This is a genomic window from Nonomuraea sp. NPDC048882 (genome assembly GCF_040649755.1).
Lineage (GTDB): Bacteria > Actinomycetota > Actinomycetes > Streptosporangiales > Streptosporangiaceae > Nonomuraea > Nonomuraea maheshkhaliensis.
This window is the reverse complement of record NZ_JBEZGB010000004.1, coordinates 811,251-831,568: the sequence shown is the minus strand read 5'-3', so window position 1 is coordinate 831,568 and position 20,318 is coordinate 811,251. Positions and strand designations below refer to the sequence as shown.

17 protein-coding genes are annotated in these 20,318 nt (G+C 70.9%); 10 read left to right on the top strand and 7 right to left on the bottom strand.

Features of this window, described 5'->3' with window-relative positions; translation table 11 throughout:
* Positions 1–138 precede the first annotated feature (138 nt).
* From frdD to ctaD, 6 genes are read right to left on the bottom strand one after another with little or no spacing between them, the layout of a single operon-like run.
* Entirely contained in the window at positions 139–531 is a 393-nt protein-coding gene (frdD, locus tag AB0C27_RS18045) for a fumarate reductase subunit FrdD (RefSeq protein ID WP_357844995.1), read from the bottom strand.
* Positions 528–929, bottom strand: a complete 402-nt coding sequence (locus AB0C27_RS18040; protein WP_357844992.1) for a hypothetical protein — start codon at positions 927–929, stop codon at positions 528–530. Before AB0C27_RS18040 ends, frdD begins: the two co-directional genes overlap by 4 nt.
* Entirely contained in the window at positions 926–1,684 is a 759-nt protein-coding gene (sdhB, locus tag AB0C27_RS18035) for a succinate dehydrogenase iron-sulfur subunit (RefSeq protein ID WP_357844989.1), read from the bottom strand. Before sdhB ends, AB0C27_RS18040 begins: the two co-directional genes overlap by 4 nt.
* Positions 1,677–3,413 (bottom strand): fumarate reductase (quinol) flavoprotein subunit, encoded by a 1,737-nt coding sequence (gene frdA, locus AB0C27_RS18030; RefSeq protein WP_357844986.1) that lies wholly within the window; start codon positions 3,411–3,413, stop codon positions 1,677–1,679. Before frdA ends, sdhB begins: the two co-directional genes overlap by 8 nt.
* A 5-nt stretch (positions 3,414–3,418) precedes the next feature.
* Positions 3,419–3,652, bottom strand: a complete 234-nt coding sequence (locus AB0C27_RS18025; protein WP_346111646.1) for a hypothetical protein — start codon at positions 3,650–3,652, stop codon at positions 3,419–3,421.
* Between the two features lie 34 nt (positions 3,653–3,686).
* Positions 3,687–5,324 (bottom strand): cytochrome c oxidase subunit I, encoded by a 1,638-nt coding sequence (gene ctaD / locus AB0C27_RS18020; RefSeq protein ID WP_357845299.1) that lies wholly within the window; start codon positions 5,322–5,324, stop codon positions 3,687–3,689.
* A gap of 215 nt (positions 5,325–5,539) precedes the next feature.
* Here ctaD and AB0C27_RS18015 point away from each other — a divergent pair, with 215 nt between their 5' ends.
* A complete protein-coding gene (locus AB0C27_RS18015) occupies positions 5,540–6,820 on the top strand; it encodes an aminotransferase class I/II-fold pyridoxal phosphate-dependent enzyme (protein WP_357844982.1) in 1,281 nt (426 codons plus the stop codon).
* 12 nt (positions 6,821–6,832) lie between these two features.
* On the opposite strand, the gene AB0C27_RS18010 is transcribed toward AB0C27_RS18015, so the two are convergent.
* On the bottom strand, positions 6,833–7,411 hold the full coding sequence (locus tag AB0C27_RS18010) for a hypothetical protein (RefSeq protein WP_357844979.1): 579 nt from the start codon (positions 7,409–7,411) through the stop codon (positions 6,833–6,835).
* Between the two features lie 112 nt (positions 7,412–7,523).
* Between AB0C27_RS18010 and AB0C27_RS18005 the strand changes: the two genes are divergently transcribed.
* The 9 genes from AB0C27_RS18005 to AB0C27_RS17965 all read left to right on the top strand — a co-directional run bounded on the left by AB0C27_RS18005 (position 7,524) and on the right by AB0C27_RS17965 (position 20,250).
* Positions 7,524–8,885: an FAD-linked oxidase C-terminal domain-containing protein gene (locus tag AB0C27_RS18005; RefSeq protein WP_357844976.1), complete on the top strand. Its 1,362-nt coding sequence runs from the start codon at positions 7,524–7,526 to the stop codon at positions 8,883–8,885.
* A gap of 185 nt (positions 8,886–9,070) precedes the next feature.
* The gene (locus tag AB0C27_RS18000; RefSeq protein ID WP_357844973.1) at positions 9,071–11,518 is read left to right on the top strand and encodes a protein kinase; all 2,448 of its coding nucleotides are present in this window, start codon (positions 9,071–9,073) and stop codon (positions 11,516–11,518) included.
* Between the two features lie 116 nt (positions 11,519–11,634).
* A complete protein-coding gene (locus tag AB0C27_RS17995; protein ID WP_357845296.1) occupies positions 11,635–13,233 on the top strand; it encodes a carboxyl transferase domain-containing protein in 1,599 nt (532 codons plus the stop codon).
* The gene (locus AB0C27_RS17990) at positions 13,230–15,299 is read left to right on the top strand and encodes a biotin carboxylase N-terminal domain-containing protein (protein WP_357844970.1); all 2,070 of its coding nucleotides are present in this window, start codon (positions 13,230–13,232) and stop codon (positions 15,297–15,299) included. Before AB0C27_RS17995 ends, AB0C27_RS17990 begins: the two co-directional genes overlap by 4 nt.
* A complete protein-coding gene (locus AB0C27_RS17985; protein WP_357844967.1) occupies positions 15,296–16,075 on the top strand; it encodes an enoyl-CoA hydratase-related protein in 780 nt (259 codons plus the stop codon). The genes AB0C27_RS17990 and AB0C27_RS17985 overlap by 4 nt, the downstream gene beginning before the upstream one ends.
* Before the next feature lie 2 nt (positions 16,076–16,077).
* Positions 16,078–17,823: an acyclic terpene utilization AtuA family protein gene (locus AB0C27_RS17980; RefSeq protein WP_357845293.1), complete on the top strand. Its 1,746-nt coding sequence runs from the start codon at positions 16,078–16,080 to the stop codon at positions 17,821–17,823.
* A gap of 91 nt (positions 17,824–17,914) precedes the next feature.
* Positions 17,915–18,928: a phosphotransferase family protein gene (locus AB0C27_RS17975; RefSeq protein ID WP_357844964.1), complete on the top strand. Its 1,014-nt coding sequence runs from the start codon at positions 17,915–17,917 to the stop codon at positions 18,926–18,928.
* Positions 18,929–19,080: 152 nt separating this feature from the next.
* Positions 19,081–19,341, top strand: coding sequence for a hypothetical protein (locus AB0C27_RS17970; protein WP_357844961.1), 261 nt, complete (start codon positions 19,081–19,083; stop codon positions 19,339–19,341).
* Between the two features lie 57 nt (positions 19,342–19,398).
* Positions 19,399–20,250, top strand: a complete 852-nt coding sequence (locus AB0C27_RS17965) for a helix-turn-helix transcriptional regulator (protein ID WP_357844958.1) — start codon at positions 19,399–19,401, stop codon at positions 20,248–20,250.
* Positions 20,251–20,318 lie beyond the last annotated feature (68 nt).

The following is a 20,318-nucleotide window of genomic DNA, read 5'->3' as shown; positions in this document are numbered from 1 at the left end:
GCTAACAGGCGCTTTGTGCTGGGCACCAGGAACCCTCTCTGCCCGGGATCGCCGGGCGCATGGCCATAGGGTGTGCAATGCCGGACGTTAGAGGGTGCGTCAACGAGTCGTAAAGTACGTTGTTGAAACGTGATCAAACTACGACATTTCCACCATCAATACGGCGGCGACCACCCCGCCCGCGACGGCTCCTCCGTAACAGAGCAGCGCGATCAGCGGGTCGAACCTGGCGATGCCGAAGAGCTCCTCGCTGGTGTGCCGGATGCGGTGCGCGGCGTGGAAGAGACACAGCACGACGACCACGACCAGCCCCACCCGGACCAGCACGCCGTCCAGCAGCGCCCGCAGGTGCTCGGGCGTGGGCCAGGCCACGATCCCGAGCGGCATGAGCACCCCGAACAGCAGCACCAGCACGGGCAGCAGCAGCGCCGCCACCACTCCCCCGCCGCTGAACAGCAGCCACAGGTACGGCTCCGGCGTGCGCCTGGCCGAGCTTCCTCCACGCCTGGCCGGACCCCTCTCGCGCCTCACCGGAACCCCCTCAGGACGAAGAACGCGATGATCGCCGACACCGCCAGCCACAACGAGTGGTTGCCGCCCTGGATCAGCCACGCGGGCAGCCGGTAGCCGTCCAGCCGCACCACGGTGGCCTTGGGCGCGAGGTTGAGGAACGTGATCGCGTGGAAGCAGGTCGCGGCCAGCGCCAGCACGTTGATCGCGATCATCCACGGCCGGGCGGCCAGCGCCGCGAACTCCGGCAGGCTCCCGCCCAGCACCGCGTCCACGAGCAGCAGCAGGAAGACGACCGCCCAGGCCACGAAGACACTGGTCAGCTCGCGCAGCACGAAGACGGTGTAGGCGCGGCTGCGGGCGAACCAGAAGGCGTCCCGCCGCGGCCGGTAGTCGCCGGGGGCGACGCCGGTCTTCATCGCCGGCTCCACGGCAGCACCGAGCGCAGGGCCGCGGTCAGCTTGTAACGCTGGATGGCCTCGGCCGGATCCACGTGCTTGGGGCAGACGCTGGTGCACTCGCCGACGAACGTGCAGCCCCACACCGAGTCCTCCAGGTTGAGCACGTCGAACCGGTCGCCCATGTCCCGCGAGTCCAGGTTGTAACGCTGGGCCAGCGCCATCGCCGCCGGGCCGAGGAAGTCGGGGTCGAGCACGTAGACGGGGCAGGCCGAGTAACACAGCAGGCAGTTGATGCACATGCTGTACTGCTTGTACGCCTCCAACTGCTCGGGCGTCTGGGCGTACTCGGCCGTCAGCGGCGGCTCCTCCCCCTCCCTGATCAGCCAGGGCCGCACGGACGACAGCTTGGCCAGGAAGTCGTCGATGTCCACGACCAGGTCCCTGATCACGGGGAAGCCCTTGAGCGGCTCGATCCTGACCGGCCCCTCGCCGTACTCGGTCAGGAAGGTGCCGCAGGTCAGCCGGGGTTCGCCGTTGACGTTCATGCCGCACGAGCCGCACACGCCCATCCGGCACGACCACCGGTAGGACAGGCTGCCGTCGAGCCGGTCCTTGATGTAGTTGAGCCCGTCGAGCACCGCCCAGTCGGCCATGAGCGGCACCTCGTAGTCCTGGAACACCGGCTCGGCGTCCTCGCCAGGCCGGTAGCGGGAGACCTCCATGCGGATCGTGCGCGTGCTCGCCCGCCGTACCGCCTCGGTGGTGTCAGTCACGGCCGTAGACCCTTTCTCCCGGAGGCCAGCGGGTGATCGTCACGGGCAGCAGCCCGACGGACGGGGCGCCGTCGGGCGCGCGGTGCACGAGCGAGTGGGCCAGGTACGTCTCGTCGTCCCTGGCGGTGAAGTCGGTGCGCTGGTGCGCGCCGCGCGACTCCTGCCTGTTCAGCGCGCAGGCCACCACGGTCTGCGCGATCTCCAGCATGGCGTGCAGCTCCTGAAGGCTGATCAGCTCGGTGTTGAAGGCGGTGCTGGTGTCGTCGACGCGCGCTTCTTGGGCGCGCTCACGCAGGTCCGCGAGCGTGTCGGCGGCCTTGGCCAGCACGTCTCCCGCGCGGTAGATGCCGGCGGCTCCCTCCAGCGTGTGCTGCATCCGTTCGCGCAGGTCGGCGATCCGCTCACCGTGGCTGCTGCCCCCGCGCACGCGTTCCAACCGCCGCCGCTCGTCCTCTCCCTGGGTGCGTACGGCCGCCACCTCCGCCGCGCCGGCGTGCGACCTGGCGAACGCGGCGGCCGCGATCCCGGCCCTGCGGCCGAAGACGAGGATCTCCGGCAGCGAGTTGGAGCCGAGCCGGTTGGCGCCGTTGATGCTCACGCACGCCGTCTCCCCGGCCGCGAACAGGCCGGCGATCGGAGTGGCGCCGTCGATGTCGGTGTGGACGCCGCCCATCATGTAGTGCGCGACGGGCCGCACGGGGATGAGGTCGGTGGCCGGGTCGAGGTTCTGGTAGCTGCGGCACAGCTCGCGCACGAACGGGATCCGGGCGTCGATCTTCGACTCGCCGAGGTGGCGCAGGTCGAGGTAGACGACGGGCCCGTACGGGGTGTCCACCGTGCGGCCCTTCTCCTGCTCGTGCACGAACGCCTGCGACAGCCGGTCGCGCGGCCCGAGCTCCATGCTGCGCAGCTTCGGCGTGGGCGTGGGGCTGCCGAGGTCGTAGTCCTGGAGGTAGCGGTAGCCGTCCTTGTTAATCAGCCAGCCGCCCTCCGCCCTGGCCGCCTCGGTGATGAGGATGCCGGTGAAGGGCAGACCGGTGGGGTGGTACTGGACGAACTCCATGTCCTTCAGCGGCGCGCCCTCGCGGTAGGCCAGGGCCATGCCGTCGCCCGTCTTGATGGCGGCGTTCGTGGTGAAGGGGAAGATCCTGCCGCAGCCGCCGGTGGCCAGGACGACCGTTCTGGCGGGGATGGTCTCGATGCGGCCGGTCCTGATCTCGACGGCCACGACGCCGTGCACCCGGCCGTCGTCGACGACGAGCTTGGTGACGTACCACTCGTCGTACCTGATGATGTCCTGATATTTCAGGGTGGTCTGGAAGAGCGTGTGCAGGAGGTGGAAGCCGGTCTTGTCGGCGGCGTACCAGGTGCGCATCTTCTTCATCCCGCCGAACGGGCGCACCGCGACCCGGCCGTCGCTCTCCCGGCTCCACGGGCAGCCCCAGTGCTCCAGCTGGATCAGCTCCTTGGGCGCCTCCGACACGAACGCCTCCACCGCGTCCTGGTCGCAGAGCCAGTCGCCGCCCGAGATCGTGTCGTAGCAGTGCTCGTCGAGCGTGTCGCCGGCGCCGATCACGGCGGCGGCGCCGCCCTCGGCGGAGACGGTGTGGCTGCGCATCGGATAGACCTTCGACACGACCGCCACCCTGAGCGAGGGGTCGGTCTCGGCGACCGCGATCGCCGCCCGCAGCCCCGCTCCGCCTCCCCCGACGATGAGCACATCGATCATTGGGGTCACACTCCGTGGTCCGGTTGGATCGGGTCCTTCACCCGCTTGCCGTCGTGGCGGATGGCGGACAGGTGGATGCTGCCGTCGTGGTACTCGTGGCGGATCCTGCGGCAGCCGCAGTCGAAGAGCTGATCCCGGATGACCAGGCCGTAACCGTCGTCGTCGAGAAGACGTTCACCGCCCGACTTCTTCCCGCAGGGGGCCGTCTCGGGGTCGAAGGGAGTCTTCGTGCCGGTCATCGCCGATCTCCTTAGATGGGCGAAACATGGGGGGTCAGCCTGGCTCGTCCTGACGCGGCGGCACCTCAGGGGCACCGACCGTGCTCTCCTGGCCGCTTGCTGGGGTCTCGTCCGGCTCGTGCGGGTAGTGCAGGTCGAACGCGGGCCGCTCGGAGCGGATGCTCGGCATGCTGGTGAAGTTGTGGCGCGGCGGCGGGCAGCTCGTGGCCCATTCCAGGGACCCGCCGTAGCCCCACGGGTCGTCGAGCGTGACCTTGGGCGCGTGCCTGGCGGTCTTCCAGACGTTGTAGAGGAACGGCAGCGTCGAGGCGCCCAGCAGGAACGCCCCGACCGAGGAGATCTGGTTGAGCGCCGTGAACCCGTCGGCCGGGCTGTAGTCGGCGTACCGCCTGGGCATCCCGGCCTGGCCGAGCCAGTGCTGGATGAGGAACGTGGTGTGGAAGCCGAGGAACAGCGTCCAGAAGTGCACCTTGCCCAGCCGGTCGTCCAGCATCCGGCCGGTCATCTTCGGCCACCAGAAGTAGAACCCGGCGAACATGGCGAACACCACCGTGCCGAAGACCACGTAGTGGAAGTGGGCGACGACGAAATAGCTGTCGGTGATGTGGAAGTCGAGCGGCGGCGAGGCCAGGATGACCCCGGTCAGCCCGCCGAGCAGGAACGTCACCAGGAAGCCCACCGCGAACAACATGGGCGACTCGAAGCTCAGATGGCCCCGCCACATCGTGCCGATCCAGTTGAAGAACTTCACGCCCGTCGGCACCGCGATGAGGAACGTCATGAACGAGAAGAACGGCAGCAGCACCTGCCCGGTCGGGAACATGTGGTGCGCCCAGACGGTCATCGACAGCCCGGCGATGGAGATGGTGGCGCCGATCAGGCTCATGTAGCCGAAGATCGGCTTGCGGCTGAACACCGGGATGACCTCGGTGACGATGCCGAAGAACGGCAGCGCGATGATGTAGACCTCGGGGTGGCCGAAGAACCAGAACAGGTGCTGCCAGAGCAGCGGCCCGCCGTTCTCGGCCAGGAAGACCTGTGTGCCGAGCTTGCGGTCCGACTCCAGCACCAGCAGCGCCGCCGCCAGCACGGGGAAGGCCATGAGCACGAGCATGCTGGTCAGCAGCACGTTCCAGGTGAAGATCGGCATCCGGAACATGGTCATGCCGGGCGCGCGCATGCCGATGATCGTGGTGATGAAGTTGACCGCGCCGAGGATCGTGCCGAGGCCCGACAGGGCCAGCCCCATGATCCACAGGTCCGCGCCGACCTGCGGCGAGTACACGACGTCCGACAGCGGCGTGTACGCGAACCAGCCGAAGTCGGCCGCCCCGCCCGGCGTGAGGAACCCGGCCACCACCATGAGCCCGCCGAACAGGAACAGCCAGTAGGCGACCGCGTTGAGCCGGGGGAAGGCCACGTCGGGCGCGCCGATCTGCAGCGGCATGACCACGTTGGCGAACCCGGCGAACAGCGGCGTGGCGAACAGCAGCAGCATCACCGTGCCGTGGATGGTGAACAGCTGGTTGTACTGCTGCTGGCTGACGAGCTGCATGCCGGGCGCGGCCAGCTCGGCCCTGATGACCATGGCCATGACGCCCGCCAGGAGGAAGAACCCGAACGAGGTGATCAGGTAGAGGTACCCGATGACCTTGTGGTCGGTCGTCGACATCCAGGAGGCGATGACGGTCCCGGTGCGGCGGCGCCTGACCTGCTCGATCGAGGTCTCGCGAACAGTCGTCACGGGTGCTCCCTCCGACGTGGAGTTGTGCCTGCCCCGATCTACCCATTCCACGTCAACGATCGCCGCTCGGGAAGGCGTTCTTTGACATTCGCCACCGAAAGCTTTGGTGATCTCCCCCGGCGGGGCCCGCCGGGGGTGTCCAGATGGCGGATATCGAGCGGTCCACCTGGCGGCGTCTTCTATCCTTCGATAGCCGAAGCCGAACCGAGGAGATGATCGTGACCGCTCAGCGTGACTACGCCGACCTCGTCCAGCGGGGGCTCTCGCTCGACCTGACCCGGGGCAAGCCGTCGCCGCGCCAGCTCGATCTCTCCAACGCCATGCTCACACTGCCGACGTCCTACCGGGCGGCCGACGGCAGCGACGGCCGCAACTACGGCAACCTCCAGGGGCTGGCCGAGCTGCGCGAGCTGTTCGCACCGCTGATCCAGGTGCCGGCCGGTCAGCTCGTCGTCGGGGGCAACGCCAGCCTGGCCCTGATGCACGACACGATCGTGCACGCGCTGCTGAGCCCGGTGCCCGGGGCCGCGCGCCGGTGGATCGAGGAGCCGGAGATCACGTTCCTGTGCCCTGTGCCCGGCTATGACCGGCATTTCACCATCTGTGAGCGGCTGGGCATCAAGATGGTCAGCGTCCCGATGACCGCCGACGGCCCCGACATGGACGTCGTCGAGCGCCTGGTCGCCGCCGACGCGAGCGTCAAGGGCATGTGGTGCGTGCCGAAGTACAGCAACCCGACCGGCGTCACCTACAGCGACGAGACCGTGCGCCGGCTGGCCGCCATGACCACCGCCGCCCCCGACTTCCGCCTCTTCTGGGACAACGCCTACGCCGTCCACCACCTCACCGACACCCCCGACGAGCTGGCCGACCTGCTCGCCCTCAGCGCTGAGCACGGCCACCCCGACCGCGTGTTCGTCTACGCCTCGACCTCGAAGGTGACGCTGGCCGGCGCGGGCGTGTCGTTCTTCGGCTCCTCGCCCGAGAACGTGAAGTGGTTCCTGCACAACACCTCGAAGCAGTCCATCGGCCCCGACAAGATCAACCAGCTCCGTCACGTGGAGTTCCTGCGTGACGGCGCCGGCGTGGCCGCGCACATGCGGCGGCACGCCGAGCTGGTCGGGCCGAAGTTCGAGCTGGTGGACAAGGTGCTGAGCGAGCGGCTCGGCGGCCTGGCCACCTGGACCAGCCCCAGGGGCGGCTACTTCGTCAGCCTGGAGGTGCCGCACGCCGCCGAGGTGGTGGCCAAGGCCAAGGCGGCCGGGATCGCGCTGACGCCCGCGGGCGCCACGCACCCGTACGGGAAGGACCCCGACGACCGCACGATCAGGATCGCGCCGACCTTCCCCGAGCTGGACGAGCTGGAGCAGGCCATCGAGGGGCTGGCGACCTGCGTGCGACTGGTCGCCGACGAGCGGGGCTGAGCCCGCCCTCCGTCATCGGGAGGCGCCGCCGTTCCTGAAGCCGAAGATGTACTCGCGCGTCTCGCTCGGATGGAACGGGACGCCGACACCCGGCTCGAAGGCGACGTTGTCGCGGGGGCAGTAATAGAGGCGTTCCCAGACGGCCAGGGCCTTCTCCCTGGCCGGCGCCTCCTGCGTGTCGCGCTTGCGGGCGCCGTACGAGCCGAGCACGTTCAGCAGCCCGAGCCCCCAGAACAGGCCCGTCAGGCAGAACGGCGCCAGCAGCACCTCGCCCCAGCGCGGGTCCTGACCCATCGCGATCACCAGCGACACGACCAGATGAACCAGGGCCGCCACCAGCAGCAGCACGTAGCCCTGGTTCCTGGCCCACGGCGTGTAGTGGCGGGCGGGGAACGACAGCCAGACCGCGAGCTGCGTGCGGCTCATGACGTGTTTCGACGCGCCGAGCGAGGCCGCCGTCGGCAGATCGGCGATCTCACGCGTCCCCGGTAACCTGACCCGCCCGATCCTGTACGTGGTACCGGCGGCGACCGCCCCGGGAACCGCAACGACCTGGCCGGTCTCCGAGCACACCGGGCACCTGACTTCCACCCGGGCAGTCTGGCCTTAAGGAACGCACTGCGCAAACCGTCCGTCACACCGTGCGGGCGGGCGGCGCCGGCCGCCGCTTCCTCGCACCGGGAGTGCGCCTAGGGTGCATAGTGTGAGACCGATCGATGCCCTGGTGAACTCCCTGCCCGAAGCCCGCGTCATCACCGACCCCGACGTGATCGACTCCTACGCCCGTGACCGCACGTTCCTGGAGCCGGGCAAGCCGCTCGGCGTGGTGCTCGCCGCCTCGCGCGACGACGTGGTGACCACCCTGCGCTGGGCCACCGAGCACCGGGTACCGGTGGTGCCCAGGGGCGGGGGCACCGGACTGGCCGGCGCCTCGGTCGCCGGCGACGGCTCCATCGTGCTGTCGCTGGCCAGGATGACGGCGATCAGGGAGCTGTCACCGGCCGACGAGATCGCCGTCGTCGAGCCCGGCGTCATCACCGCCGACCTCGACCGGGCCGCCAGGGAGCACGGGCTCATGTACGCGCCCGACCCGTCCTCGTACGAGATCTCCACCATCGGCGGCAACCTGGCCACCAACGCGGGCGGGCTGCGCTGCGTGAAGTACGGCGTGACCAGGGACTCGGCGCTCGGCCTTGAGGTCGTGCTGGCCGACGGCCGGATCATGAACACCGGCCGGCGCACGATGAAGGGCGTCACCGGCTACGACCTGACCGGCCTGTTCGTCGGCTCGGAAGGCACGCTCGGCGTGATCACCGCCGCCACGGTGCGGCTGCGCCGCGCGCCGGCCGCGCCGCCCGCGACGTTCGCCGCCGAGTTCGGCTCGCTGCGCGACGCGGGCGCGGCCGTCTCGGCGATCATGGCGGCCGGCTGCCAGCCGTCGCTCATGGAACTGCTCGACCGGGCCACGCTGGAGGCCATCGACGAGTGGCGCAACATCGGCCTCGAACCCGGCACGCAGGCCATGCTGATCGGCCAGTCCGACGCCGCCGACAGCCAGGCCATGGCCGCGCGCATGGAGGAGATCTGCACCTCGAACGGGGCCTCGTTCGTGGCCGTGTCCTCCAGTCCGGAGGAGGCCGACGAGCTGATCGGGCTGCGCCGGCTGGCGTACGGGGCCAAGGAGCGGCAGGGCGCGTGCCTGGTCGAGGACGTGTGCGTGCCCCGGTCGGCGCTGCCCGACATGATCACCGCGATCGAGGCGGCGGCGGTCAGGCACGGAGTGCGGATCGCCACGGTGGCGCACGCGGGCGACGGCAACGTGCATCCGGTCTTCATCTTCGAGCACGGGTCCGTGGAGCCGCCGCCCGAAGTGTGGGCCGCGGCGGACGAGGTGTTCAAGCGGGCGCTGGAGTTCGGCGGCACGCTCACCGGGGAGCACGGGGTGGGGCTGCTGAAGCGGCGGTGGCTGGGGCTGGAGTCCGGGCCGGTGGCGGAGGAGGTGCAGCGGGGCATCAAAGCCGTCTTCGACCCGCTCGGCATCCTCAACCCCGGCAAGGCGATCTGACGTCCGGTGCAAATCGATCTTGCCTTGACCAAGCCGTGACTTCGGTCACTGATGTGTACTCGACCTGCGACGAAACGCTGACTTTGCTCGTCAAAACATGAATCTTCTGACAGGTCCGGCAGACGCCCCGTCTGTCGCGCTGGTAGCGTTTTGCCTCATCTATTGGGTGGTAATGGGGGTCCGACGTGAATCAGTTCCAGCCGTTGGCGGCGGACGACCCGCGGCGGCTGGGGGCGTTCGACATCGTCGCCCGGCTCGGCGAGGGCGGCCAGGGCGTTGTCTATCTCGGCAAGAGCGACTCCGGTGAGCAGGTCGCGGTCAAGCTGCTGCACCACGCCCTGGTGGCCGATACCGATGCCAGGACGCGGTTCCTGCGCGAGGTTGCGGTGGCCCAGCGGGTGGCCAGGTTCTGCACCGCTCCAGTGCTGCACGCCGACCTCGACGGGAGCCGGCCGTACATCGTGAGCGAGTTCGTCCCGGGGCCGTCGCTCCGGGAGCTCGTGATCAACGAGGGGCCGCGGCGGGGCGCGGCGCTCGAACGCCTGGCGATCAGTACGGCCACCGCGCTCGCGGCCATCCACCGTGCCGGGATCCTGCACCGCGACTTCAAGCCCGCCAACGTCCTCATGGGGCCCGAGGGTCCCGTCGTGATCGACTTCGGCATCGCCCGCGCCCTCGACTCCCCCGGCGCGACCGCCACCGGCATGGCCATGGGGACGCCCTCGTACCTGGCGCCCGAGCAGCTCAGCGGGGCGGCGGTGTCCGAGGCGGCCGACGTGTTCGCGTGGGGCGTCACGATGGTGTTCGCCGCGACGGGCAAGCCCGCGTTCGGCGCCGACTCCATCCCCGTCGTGATGAACCGGATCCTCAATGAGGAGCCGGAGCTGGAGCAGATGGAGGGCGGGGTCCTCGGGGACCTGGTGGCTGCCTGCCTGTCGAAGGACCCGTCCCAGCGGCCCAGCGCCGACGAGCTGATCGTGCACCTGACCGGCCAGCCGGCCCCGAACGCGGCCGTCGAGCCGGTCACGGGCCGGCAGAAGACGGCCGGCGCCGCCGCGGCGGGTGCCGCCGCGAGTGGCGCGGGTGGCGCCGGCGGCCAGGGGGCTGCCGGTGGCGCGGCGGGATCCGCGCAGGACAACTACCCCGGTCCCTGGCATCAGCCGACCGGCCCCGTCGCGGTGGGCGGGCCGCTCCAGACGGGCCCGCAGTCCGTGGCGCCGCCGCAGACGGGCGACTACGGCCACGCGGCCGCCGCCGCTCAGGGCGGCCCTGCCGGCCACGCGCCCCAGGCCGGGCCTCAGGCGGGCGCGCCGCACGGCGGCCCTGGCGGCCCTCTGGCCGGCGGGCAGCAGGGCGGTCCTGGCGGTCCCCTTGCCAGTACGCCGCTGGCCGGACCGCATGGTGCGGCTCAGAGCGGGCCACAGCCGGGCATGGCGCAGGGCGCGCAGGCCGGTGGGGCTCAGGGTGCGCAGGCGGGCATGGGGCAGGGTGGTCAGGCCGGTGGGGCGTTCGGGGCGCATCAGCCCGGCGCGTTCCCGCCCGGTGCTCCCCAGCCGCCGCACCGTCCCGGTCAGGTCGGGGCCGGCATGCAGGCGTCCGGGATGCCGCACGGCCCCGGCGCTGTCGGCGGCCCCTTCCCCGGCGGTCACGGCGGCGCGGGCCATCCCGGTGGACCCGGTGGCAACGGCCCCGGTGCCGGTGGAATCGGCGCCGGTCATGGTGCGGGCGGACCTGGTGCCGGTGGCCCTGGAGTCGGTGGACCCGGTGTCGGTGGGCCCGGTTCCGGTGGGCCTGGGCAGTCCGGTGACGGGGTGCCGGCGAAGCAGCGCCGTACGCTGACCCTCGCCCTCTCCGGCGCCGCCGCGGCCGCGTTGCTCGTCGTGGCCGGCGCGGTCGTCGTGCAGGCGAACAGCGGCAAGGAGGTCCCGGTCGTCGCCGTGGGCAACACCTCCACCGAGCCCGACGGCGGCTCCGGCGCGGGCCAGCCGGGCGAGCCGCCCGAGTCCGTGCAGCAGACCCTGCCGCCGGAGATCCCGACGGACACCACGCCTCCCGTTCCCACCCTGGAGATCGAGGAGAAGAAGACGCGGAAGCCCACCAGGGAGCCCGTCGCCCAGGTGCCCAACCCGGCCACGCAGGCGCCCCGGCCGCAGACCACCACGAGCCGGCCGCAGCCTTCTCCGAGCAAGACGAAGAAGAAGAGCACGAACATGGTCGAGCCGGATCCCGATCCGTCGACCCGGCCGTTCGACGAATCCGCGAAGGCCACCAACCAGCCGGCCAAGCCGTCGCAGCCGCCGCTGAAGCCCAACACGGCCACGCCGGTCGGGGTGTGCGGCGCCGGATACAAGGTGATCAGCTCGCACAAGCTGGGCGAGGGCGCCACGACGTACCTGCTCTACCACGCCGGCGCGGGCAAGAACTGCGTGGTCACCATCTCGCGCATGATCATCCCGGCCAAGGTGAACATGAACGCGATCCTCCAGGTCAAGGGCGGCTCCAGCGCGAGCAACCCGGGCAAGTTCACCTCGTACGCCGGTCCCATCCGCCTGCCCGCCAAGAAGAAGTGCGTCATCTGGGGCGGCACGTGGCACAAGACCTCGTGGAAGTCCGGCTGGAGCCACTGCACCTGATCCAACGCTCCCGGCTCACGAGCCGTCGCCCGGCAACGGGCGGCGGCTCGCTCTGTGCCCGGGGCACCAGGCTGCGCTAGCGTGCTCAGCACATGATCGTCGGCTCTGCCGGAGGAGTGCGCGTGATCAGGAGCAGACTCGACACGGAGAGCGAGGACTACCGGCTGCGCCGCGAGGCGATGCTGGCCAAACTGGCCGAGCTCGACGCCGAGCAGTCCAAGGCGGTGGCCGGCGGCGGCCAGAAGTACGTCGAGCGCCATCGCGCCCGCGGCAAGCTGCTGGCCAGGGAGCGGATCGAGCTGCTGATCGACCCCGACTCCCCCTTCCTGGAGCTGTCGCCGCTGGCGGCATGGGGCAGCGAGTTCCCCGTCGGGGCGAGCGTGGTGTCCGGGATCGGGGTGATCGAGGACGTCGAGTGCGTCATCACCGCGAACGATCCCACGGTCCGCGGCGGCGCCTCCAACCCGTGGACGCTGAAGAAGTCGTTGCGCGCGGCGGAGATCGCGCTGCGCAACCGGCTCCCGTACGTCAATCTCGTCGAGAGCGGCGGCGCGGACCTGCCCACGCAGAAGGAGATCTTCATCCCCGGCGGCCAGATCTTCCGCGACCTGACCCGGCTGTCGGCGGCCGGAGTGCCGACGGTCGCGCTGGTCTTCGGCAACTCCACGGCCGGCGGGGCCTACGTGCCCGGGATGAGCGATCACGTGGTGATGGTGCGGGAGCGGGCCAAGGTCTTCCTCGGCGGGCCGCCGCTGGTCAAGATGGCGACCGGCGAGGAGTCCGACGACGAGTCGCTCGGCGGCGCGGAGATGCACGCCAGGATCAGCGGGCTGGCCGACCACCTGGCCGTGGACGAGTTCGACGCTCTGCGGATCGGGCGGCGGATCATCGCCTCGCTCGGCTGGCGCAAGCGGGGCTTCGTGCCCTACGGGCCGGTGCGGGAGCCGGTGTACGCGGCCGACGAGCTGCTCGGGATCGTGCCTGAGGATCTCAAGGTGCCGTTCGACCCGCGCGAGGTGATCGCCAGGGTGGCCGACGGGAGCGAGTTCGACGAGTTCAAGCCGCTGTACGGCGCCTCGCTGGTGACCGGGTGGGCGCGGATCCACGGTTATCCGGTGGGCGTGCTGGCCAACGCGCGCGGCGTGCTGTTCAGCGAGGAGTCGCAGAAGGCCGCGCAGTTCATCCAGCTCGCGAACCAGTCGCGCACGCCGCTGCTCTTCCTGCAGAACACGACCGGCTACATGGTCGGCAAGGACTACGAGCAGGGCGGCATCATCAAGCACGGCGCGATGATGATCAACGCGGTGTCCAACTCGACCGTGCCGCATCTGACGGTCGTGATGGGCGCCTCGTACGGAGCGGGGAACTACGGCATGTGCGGGCGTGCCTACGATCCCCGCTTCCTGTTCAGCTGGCCCAGCGCCAAATCGGCGGTGATGGGGCCGGCGCAGCTGGCCGGGGTGATGTCCATCGTGGGACGGGCTTCGGCGCTGGCGAAGGGCCAGGTCTACGACGAGGAGGCGGACGCCGCGATGCGGGCGATGGTGGAGGAACGGATCGAGGCCGAGTCACTGGCCTTCTTCCTGTCGGGACGCCTGTACGACGACGGGGTGATCGACCCGCGCGACACGCGTACCGTGCTGGGCCTGTGCCTGTCGGCGATCAACAGCGCGCCGGAGCCGGAGCCGGCCGGGTTCGGGGTGTTCCGCCCGTGATCAACCGTGTGCTCGTCGCGAACCGGGGCGAGATCGCCCGCCGGATCTTCCGTACCTGCCGGGAGCTCGGCGTCTCCACGGTCGCGCTCTTCTCCGACCCCGACGCGGACGCGCCTCACGTGGCCGAGGCGGACCTGTCGGTACGCCTGCCCGGCGCGCACCCCGCGGACACTTATCTGGACGCAGCGGCGATCCTGGCGGCCTGCGCGGCCACCGGAGCGGACGCGGTGCACCCCGGTTACGGCTTTCTGTCGGAGAACGCCGATTTCGCCCGTGCGGTGATCGGGGCCGGGCTGGTGTGGATCGGCCCGCCGCCCGAGGCCATCGCCGCCATGGGGGTCAAGATCGGGGCCAAGCGGCTGATGGCGGAGGCCGGGGTGCCCGTGCTGCCCTCGTACGACCTGTCCGGCCCCGCCTCCGTGCCCGCGGAGTTCCCGCTGCTGGTGAAGGCGTCCGCAGGCGGGGGCGGACGCGGGATGCGCGTCGTGCGCGAGGCGGGCGAGCTGGCGCGGGAGGTGGAGTCGGCGCGGCGGGAGGCGGCGTCCGCCTTCGGCGACGGCACGGTCTTCGCCGAGCCGCTGCTGGAGCGGGCCCGGCACGTCGAGGTCCAGGTGCTGGCCGACCGGCACGGGACCGTGTGGGCGCTGGGCGAGCGCGAGTGCAGCGTGCAGCGGCGGCACCAGAAGGTGATCGAGGAGTGCCCCGCGCCCGGCATCTCCCCTGGCACACGGGAGCTGCTGCACGACGTCGCCGTCCGCGCCGCCCGCGAGATCGGCTACGTGGGCGCGGGGACGGTGGAGTTCCTGGTCGACGGCGAACGGGTGGCGTTCTTGGAGATGAACACCCGGCTCCAGGTCGAGCATCCGGTGACCGAGCTGGTGCACGGGGTCGATCTCGTCCGGCTGCAGCTTGAGGTGGCCGAGGGGGCGGCGCTGCCGGCCGGGCCGCCGGAGCCGTCCGGATGGGCGGTCGAGGCGCGACTGTACGCCGAGGACGCCGGTTACGTGCCGCAGTCGGGGGTGTTGCGGCGGTTCGAGATCACCGGGGATGTTCGGGTGGATTCCGGGGTGGAGTCCGGGTCCGTGGTGTCGCCCTACTACGACGCGATGCTGGCCAAGGTGGTCGCGCACGGGGCCACGCGGGCGCAGGCGGTGCGGAAGCTGGTGACGGCGCTGCGTGGGGCGCGGCTGCACGGCCTCACCACTAATCGGGATTTACTGGTAAATATCCTGACAAATCGGGAGTTCTTGGCCGGTGACACGCACACCGGCTTCCTCGCCCCCGGCGGTCCCATCCACCCCGGGCCGGCGCCCAGTGACGCTTCCAGCGCCGCTCCCGGCACCGGAAGCGATCCTGGCGCCGGCGCCGGGGGCGATCCTGGCGCCGACACCGTGGCCGACTCTGGTGCCAGTGCCAGCGCCAGTGCCAGTGCCGGCGCTGGCGCCGGTGCCGGCGCCGACTCGGGTGCCGGTGCCGAGACCGCCTCCACCGACGTGGCCGGTGAGCTGGCGCTGCTGGCGGCCGCCCTGGCCGTCGCCGCCGGCAACCGCCGCAGAGCCAGGGTGCTCGGCGGGCTCCCCGGCGGCTGGCGCAACGTCCGCTCCCAGCCCCGCCGCACCCGCTTCGCGGAGATCGAGGACGACGTCGTCTACGACCCGCTCCCCGAGGGCGTCACGGTCGTCCGGGCGGATCCGTACAAGGTGGTGCTGGAGCGCGACGGCGTCCGGCGCGCCTTCGACGTGGCGCAGTACCCCGACGGGAAGGTCTGCGTCGACCACGCCGGCGGCCACGCCGAGCTGACCCCGCTCCCCCGCCTGCCCGAGCCCGCCGACCAGGTCGCCCCCGGCTCACTCCTGGCTCCCATGCCGGGTAGCGTGCTGCGGGTCGAGGTCGGGCCGGGCGACCGGGTGGCCAAGGGCCAGGAGGTCCTCGTCCTTGAGGCGATGAAGATGGAGCATCGGATCGCGGCGCCGGCCGACGGCGTGGTGGCCGCCGTACACGTGGAGAAGGGCCGCCAGGTCGACGCGGGAGCGGTGCTGGCGGTCATCGAGGAGGGGGACTCATGACGGACCTGGTGCACAAGGAGCTGACGGGGGGCGTCGCGACGATCACGCTGGACTCGCCGCCCAACCGCAACGCGCTGTCCTCGCGCCTGCTCGCCCAGCTGTCCGACCGGCTGAGCTGGGCACTGGCCGAGCCGGAGGTCAGGGTGATCGTGCTGACCGCCACCGGCAAGGTGTTCTGCTCGGGGGCCGACCTCAAGGAGCAGCGCGCGGCGGACGGGCGGTCTGACGCGCCGGTGACGGCGTCGTTCCCCGAGGTCCTCGAACTGATCTGGGACAGCCCCAAGCCGGTCGTCTGCCGGCTCAACGGCACCGCGCGGGCGGGGGGCCTCGGGCTGGTGGCCGCCTGCGACTTCGCCGTGGCGCCGCTGACGGCGTCGTTCGCGTTCACCGAGGTACGGCTCGGGGTCGCGCCGGCCATGATCGCCGTGCCCGTGCTCAGGAGGCTGAACGCCCGGGCGGCGGCCGAGTACTTCCTGACCGGCGAGGTGTTCGACGCGGCGCGGGCGGTGGAGATCGGGCTGCTGTCGCGCGCCGTCCCCGAGGACGAGCTGGACGCGGCCGTCGCCCACTACACCGGGATGCTGATCAAGGGCGGCCCCGAGGCGCTGGCGATCACCAAGCGGCTGGTCAGGGAGGTGCCCGCGCTGTCGTTCCGCGACGGGCTGAGCCGGATGACCGAGTTGTCGGCCGAGCGCTTCACCTCGGAGGAGGGCCAGGAGGGCATCGCCGCGTTCATGGACAAGAGGGCCCCCAAGTGGGTCCCGCCGCGGGCGTGACCATGCTGCGCATCGCGAACTGCAGCGGCTTCTACGGCGACCGCCTCTCCGCGGCCAGGGAGATGGTCGAGGGCGGGCCGATCGACGTGCTGACCGGCGACTGGCTGGCCGAGCTGACGATGCTCATCCTGGCCGGCAACCGGCTCAAGGGCCGTCCGGGCTACGCGCCGACGTTCCTGCGCCAGCTGGAAGACGTCCTCGGCACCTGTCTCGACCGGGGCATCAAGATCGTGACGAACGCGGGCGGGCTCGACCCGGCGGGCTGCGCGCGGGCCGTGCACGAGCTGGCCGGACGCCTCGGCCTGTCCCTCTCCGTGGCGCACGTGACAGGCGACGACCTCACCGGCCGGCCGCTCGACCTGGTCAACGCCGACACCGGCGAGCGCCTTGAGGCCACCCCGCTGACCGCCAACGCCTACCTCGGCGGCCGGCCGATCGCCGCCGCGCTGTCCGCGGGGGCGGACGTGGTGGTGACGGGCCGGGTGACGGACGCGGCGCTGGTGACGGGTCCCGGCATCTGGCGGTACGGGTGGGGTCCCGGCGACCTCGACCCGCTGGCCGGGTCCGTGGTGGCGGGGCACGTCATCGAGTGCGGCTGCCAGGCCACGGGCGGCAACTACGCGTTCTTCCAGGACGTACCCGACCTCGCGCACTGCGGCTTCCCGCTGGCCGAGCTGCGGCCCGACGGCTCCAGCGTGATCACCAAGCATCCCGGCACGGGCGGGCTGGTCTCGGTCGGCACGGTCACGGCACAGCTGGTGTACGAGCTGGGCGGCCCCCGCTACCTCGGCCCTGATGTGACGGCCAGGTTCGACACGATCACGCTCTCGGACGACGGGCCCGACCGGGTGCTGATCTCCGGCGTCCGCGGCGAGCCGCCGCCCGGCACGCTCAAGGTGGCCGTCAACTACCTCGGCGGTTACCGCAACACGATGACGCTCGTGCTGACGGGCCTGGATCTGCCGGACAAGGCGCGGGTGGCGGAGGAGGCCCTGTGGGCGCGGATCCCGCGGGAGTCGTTCGACGAGGTGGACGTGACGCTGACGGACTCGGGGCTGCTGCGGATCACGGTGATGTCCGCCGACGAGCGCACGGCGGGCCGGGCTTTCTCCTCGGCCGTGGTGGAGACGGGGCTGGCCAGCTATCCGGGCTTCTACGGGCTGACGCCGCCGGGGAACGCGTCGGCGTACGGGGTGTACTGGCCGGTCCTGGTGCCGGCGTCGGAGGTGCGGGCGCGGGTGTTCGTGGACGGGGAGGAACTGCCCTACCCGCCGCCGGACGCGCCGGAGCCTTCGGCCCCGCCGATCGCCTCCGCCACGCCCGCTGTGCCCGCAGCCCCGGCCACGCCCGCCGACACGGCCGCACCCGCCACACCTGCCGGCCCGGCCACGCTGGTCGCGCCGGTCGATCACCCGGCGACCGTGCGGATCCCGCTGGGCCGGATCGCCGGTGCCCGGTCAGGGGACAAGGGCGGCAACGCCAACCTGGGCGTCTGGGCCGACACACCGGAGCGTTACGCCTGGCTGGCGGGTCACCTGACGGTCGATCGGCTCAAGGAACTGCTCCCCGATCTGGCGCCGTACCGGATCGACTGCCATCCGCTGCCCAACGTCAACGCGCTCAACTTCGTCGTCCACGGGCTGCTCGGCCGCGGCGTAGCGGCCAGCCCGCGGATGGACCCGCAGGCGAAGGCCCTGGGCGAGGAGCTGCGCGCCTGCCCCACGGACGTTCCCGTCACCCTGGTGTGAGCGGGGCGCCGGCCGGAATCCGGGTTGACCGTGCGTGCGACGCTCTCTAGGGTCGAGGCGCAGAACATCGTTCTGGTGAGAAGGGCGGTCCATGACCTCCACCCACATCGACGTCGCCACCGTGGACTTCGACGCGCTCGGCGCGTGGATGGACGCCCAGGGGCTCCCCGGCGGCCCGATCACGGGCGCGGCGCCGGTCCTGGGCGGCACGCAGAACGTCATGATCCGCTTCGAGCGCGGCGGCCGCCCGTACATCCTGCGCCGGCCGCCCGTGCACGCCCGCCGCAAGAGCAACGAGGTCCTGCGCCGTGAGTCGCGGGTGCTGGCGGCACTGCGCGGCACGCAGGTGCCAGCGCCCCGGCTGGTGGCCGCGCAGACCGAGCGGGAGCCGGTGTTCTACCTGATGGAGCCGGTGGACGGGTTCAACCCCTCGACCGGGCTGCCCGAGCCGCACGCGTCGGACCCCGCGATCAGGCACCGCATGGGGCTGGAGGCCGCGGCGGCGCTGGCCGAGCTGGGGCGGGTGGATCCGGAGGTACTGCCGGGGTTCGGCCGGCCCGAGGGCTTTCTCGAACGGCAGGTCCCGCGCTGGCTCAAGGAGCTCGACTCGTACGGCGAGCTCGACGGCTATCCGGGGCCCGACATCCCCGGCCTGCGCGAGACGGCCGACTGGCTCACCCGGCACCTGCCCCGCACGTTCACGCCGGGCGTCATGCACGGCGACTACCACTTCGCGAACCTCATGTTCGCCTGCGACGGCCCCCGCGTGGCCGCGATCGTGGACTGGGAGATGTGCACGATCGGCGACCCGCTGCTCGACCTGGGCTGGCTGGTGGCCACCTGGCCCAGCAACAACGGCCACGTGCCCGGCCTGCCGGGGCCGCGGGAGATCATCGCTTACTACTCGGCGCTGTCGGAGCGGGACCTGTCGGCCGTCGGCTGGTACGCGGTGATGGCCTGCTTCAAGCTCGGCATCGTGCTGGAGGGCACCCACGCGCGGGCGTTCGCCGGCAAGGCGCCGAAGGACATCGGCGACCTGTTGCACGCGACGACGCTGGGGTTGTTCGAGCGGGCCGGGCAGTTCATGGCCGGCGCCCTCGACTGAACCGGACTTCAACCAGCAAAGCGCCCATTTCTTCCCTTTACCCGACGTTGCCAACTCGGACTTATGTCGTGATTTCCGGAAAAACGATCACACCTCATCTTTGGGGACGTACAATTGCGCGCAATTGCACCTTTCATCGGGGAAGGATCGTCATGCGCATGCGGTTCCTCGGCTCCACTTCGGAGGCGGGCGCCTGTCCCACCCTGTACGAGACCGACCGCGGCACCATCGTCGTCCAAGGTCTGCAAGTCACCGACGCGGAGGCGCTCGCCGATCTCCGCGACGTCCTCGACGGCGAGGCCGCGGTAGAGGTCCCCCGCGAGCTCCTCACCGAGATCGCCCGCCGCGTCCTGCCCGAGTACGCGGCAAACGCTTTCCCGACCAGCGAAAGAACACCCACGGCAACCGGTTGATCACAATTGCGGCAGGCCCTGGCATGATCGACGCAAGCGGGACTAGCCTCTTGCGGCGTGACGTCCTTTCAGCAGGCGCGCATCGACCTCGGCAGTCAGCTACGTCAGCTGCGCGAGGCCGCCCATCTGTCGGGCAAGGAGCTGGCGGAGCGGCTGCGCTGGCAGCCCTCCAAGGTCAGCAGGCTGGAAAACGCCAGGCAGACGGCGACCGAGGATGACGTGGTCGTGTGGGCGCAGGCGGTCGGCGCCTCGCCCGACACGACGGACGGCCTGCTCAGGCAGTCGATCGCGCTGCTGGAGCGGCACGACGACTGGAAGCAGCGCCACCGCAGCGGCCTGGCCGCGCTCCAGGAGGACGTCCGCGACCTCGAATCGCGCACCAAGCTCTTCCGCGTCTTCGAGCCCGGCATCATCGTGGGCCTGCTGCAGACCTCCGAATACGCCCGCCACGTCTTCCAGAAGGTCAAGCGCCTCTACAGCGCGGCCGACCAGATCGACGCGGCCGTGCGGGTGCGCATGCAGCGCCAGGAGATCCTGTACGACCGCACGCGCACGTTCAGGTTCGTGGTGAGCGAGGCCGCGCTGCGCACCGCGCTCGCGCCACCCGAGGTCATGCGCGGCCAGCTCGACCGCCTGCTCGCGGTCAGCACACTGCCGAACGTGGAGTTCGGCGTGATCCCCTTCGGCACCGAGCTGCCGGCCAACCCGGTCAACGGGTTCTGGATCTACAACGAGGCCATGGTCGCCGTCGCCACCATGACGAAGGACCTGATCCTGCGCGACCCCGACGACATCGCCTTCTACGTCCGGGCCTTCGACGATTACGCGAAGGTGGCGGAGTTCGAGGAATCGGGGCGGGAGGTCATCATGGCGATTCTTCACGAATATCGGAAACAAAGTCCACATTAACCGCAGCAATTGCTTGCCTCCCACCACAAGATCGTGCAATTCTGTCGCGAGACGTTGCGGAGGTGACG

Coding starts and splice junctions, on each gene's coding strand:
- AB0C27_RS17975 (WP_357844964.1), top strand. CDS start 17,915: ATGACCTCCACCCACATCGACGTCGCCACCGTGGACTTCGACGCGCTC.
- AB0C27_RS17970 (WP_357844961.1), top strand. CDS start 19,081: ATGCGCATGCGGTTCCTCGGCTCCACTTCGGAGGCGGGCGCCTGTCCC.
- AB0C27_RS18025 (WP_346111646.1), bottom strand. CDS start 3,652: ATGACCGGCACGAAGACTCCCTTCGACCCCGAGACGGCCCCCTGCGGG.
- AB0C27_RS18015 (WP_357844982.1), top strand. CDS start 5,540: ATGGCGGATATCGAGCGGTCCACCTGGCGGCGTCTTCTATCCTTCGAT.
- AB0C27_RS18040 (WP_357844992.1), bottom strand. CDS start 929: ATGAAGACCGGCGTCGCCCCCGGCGACTACCGGCCGCGGCGGGACGCC.
- AB0C27_RS17985 (WP_357844967.1), top strand. CDS start 15,296: ATGACGGACCTGGTGCACAAGGAGCTGACGGGGGGCGTCGCGACGATC.
- ctaD (WP_357845299.1), bottom strand. CDS start 5,324: ATGTCGACGACCGACCACAAGGTCATCGGGTACCTCTACCTGATCACC.
- AB0C27_RS17980 (WP_357845293.1), top strand. CDS start 16,078: ATGCTGCGCATCGCGAACTGCAGCGGCTTCTACGGCGACCGCCTCTCC.
- frdA (WP_357844986.1), bottom strand. CDS start 3,413: ATGATCGATGTGCTCATCGTCGGGGGAGGCGGAGCGGGGCTGCGGGCG.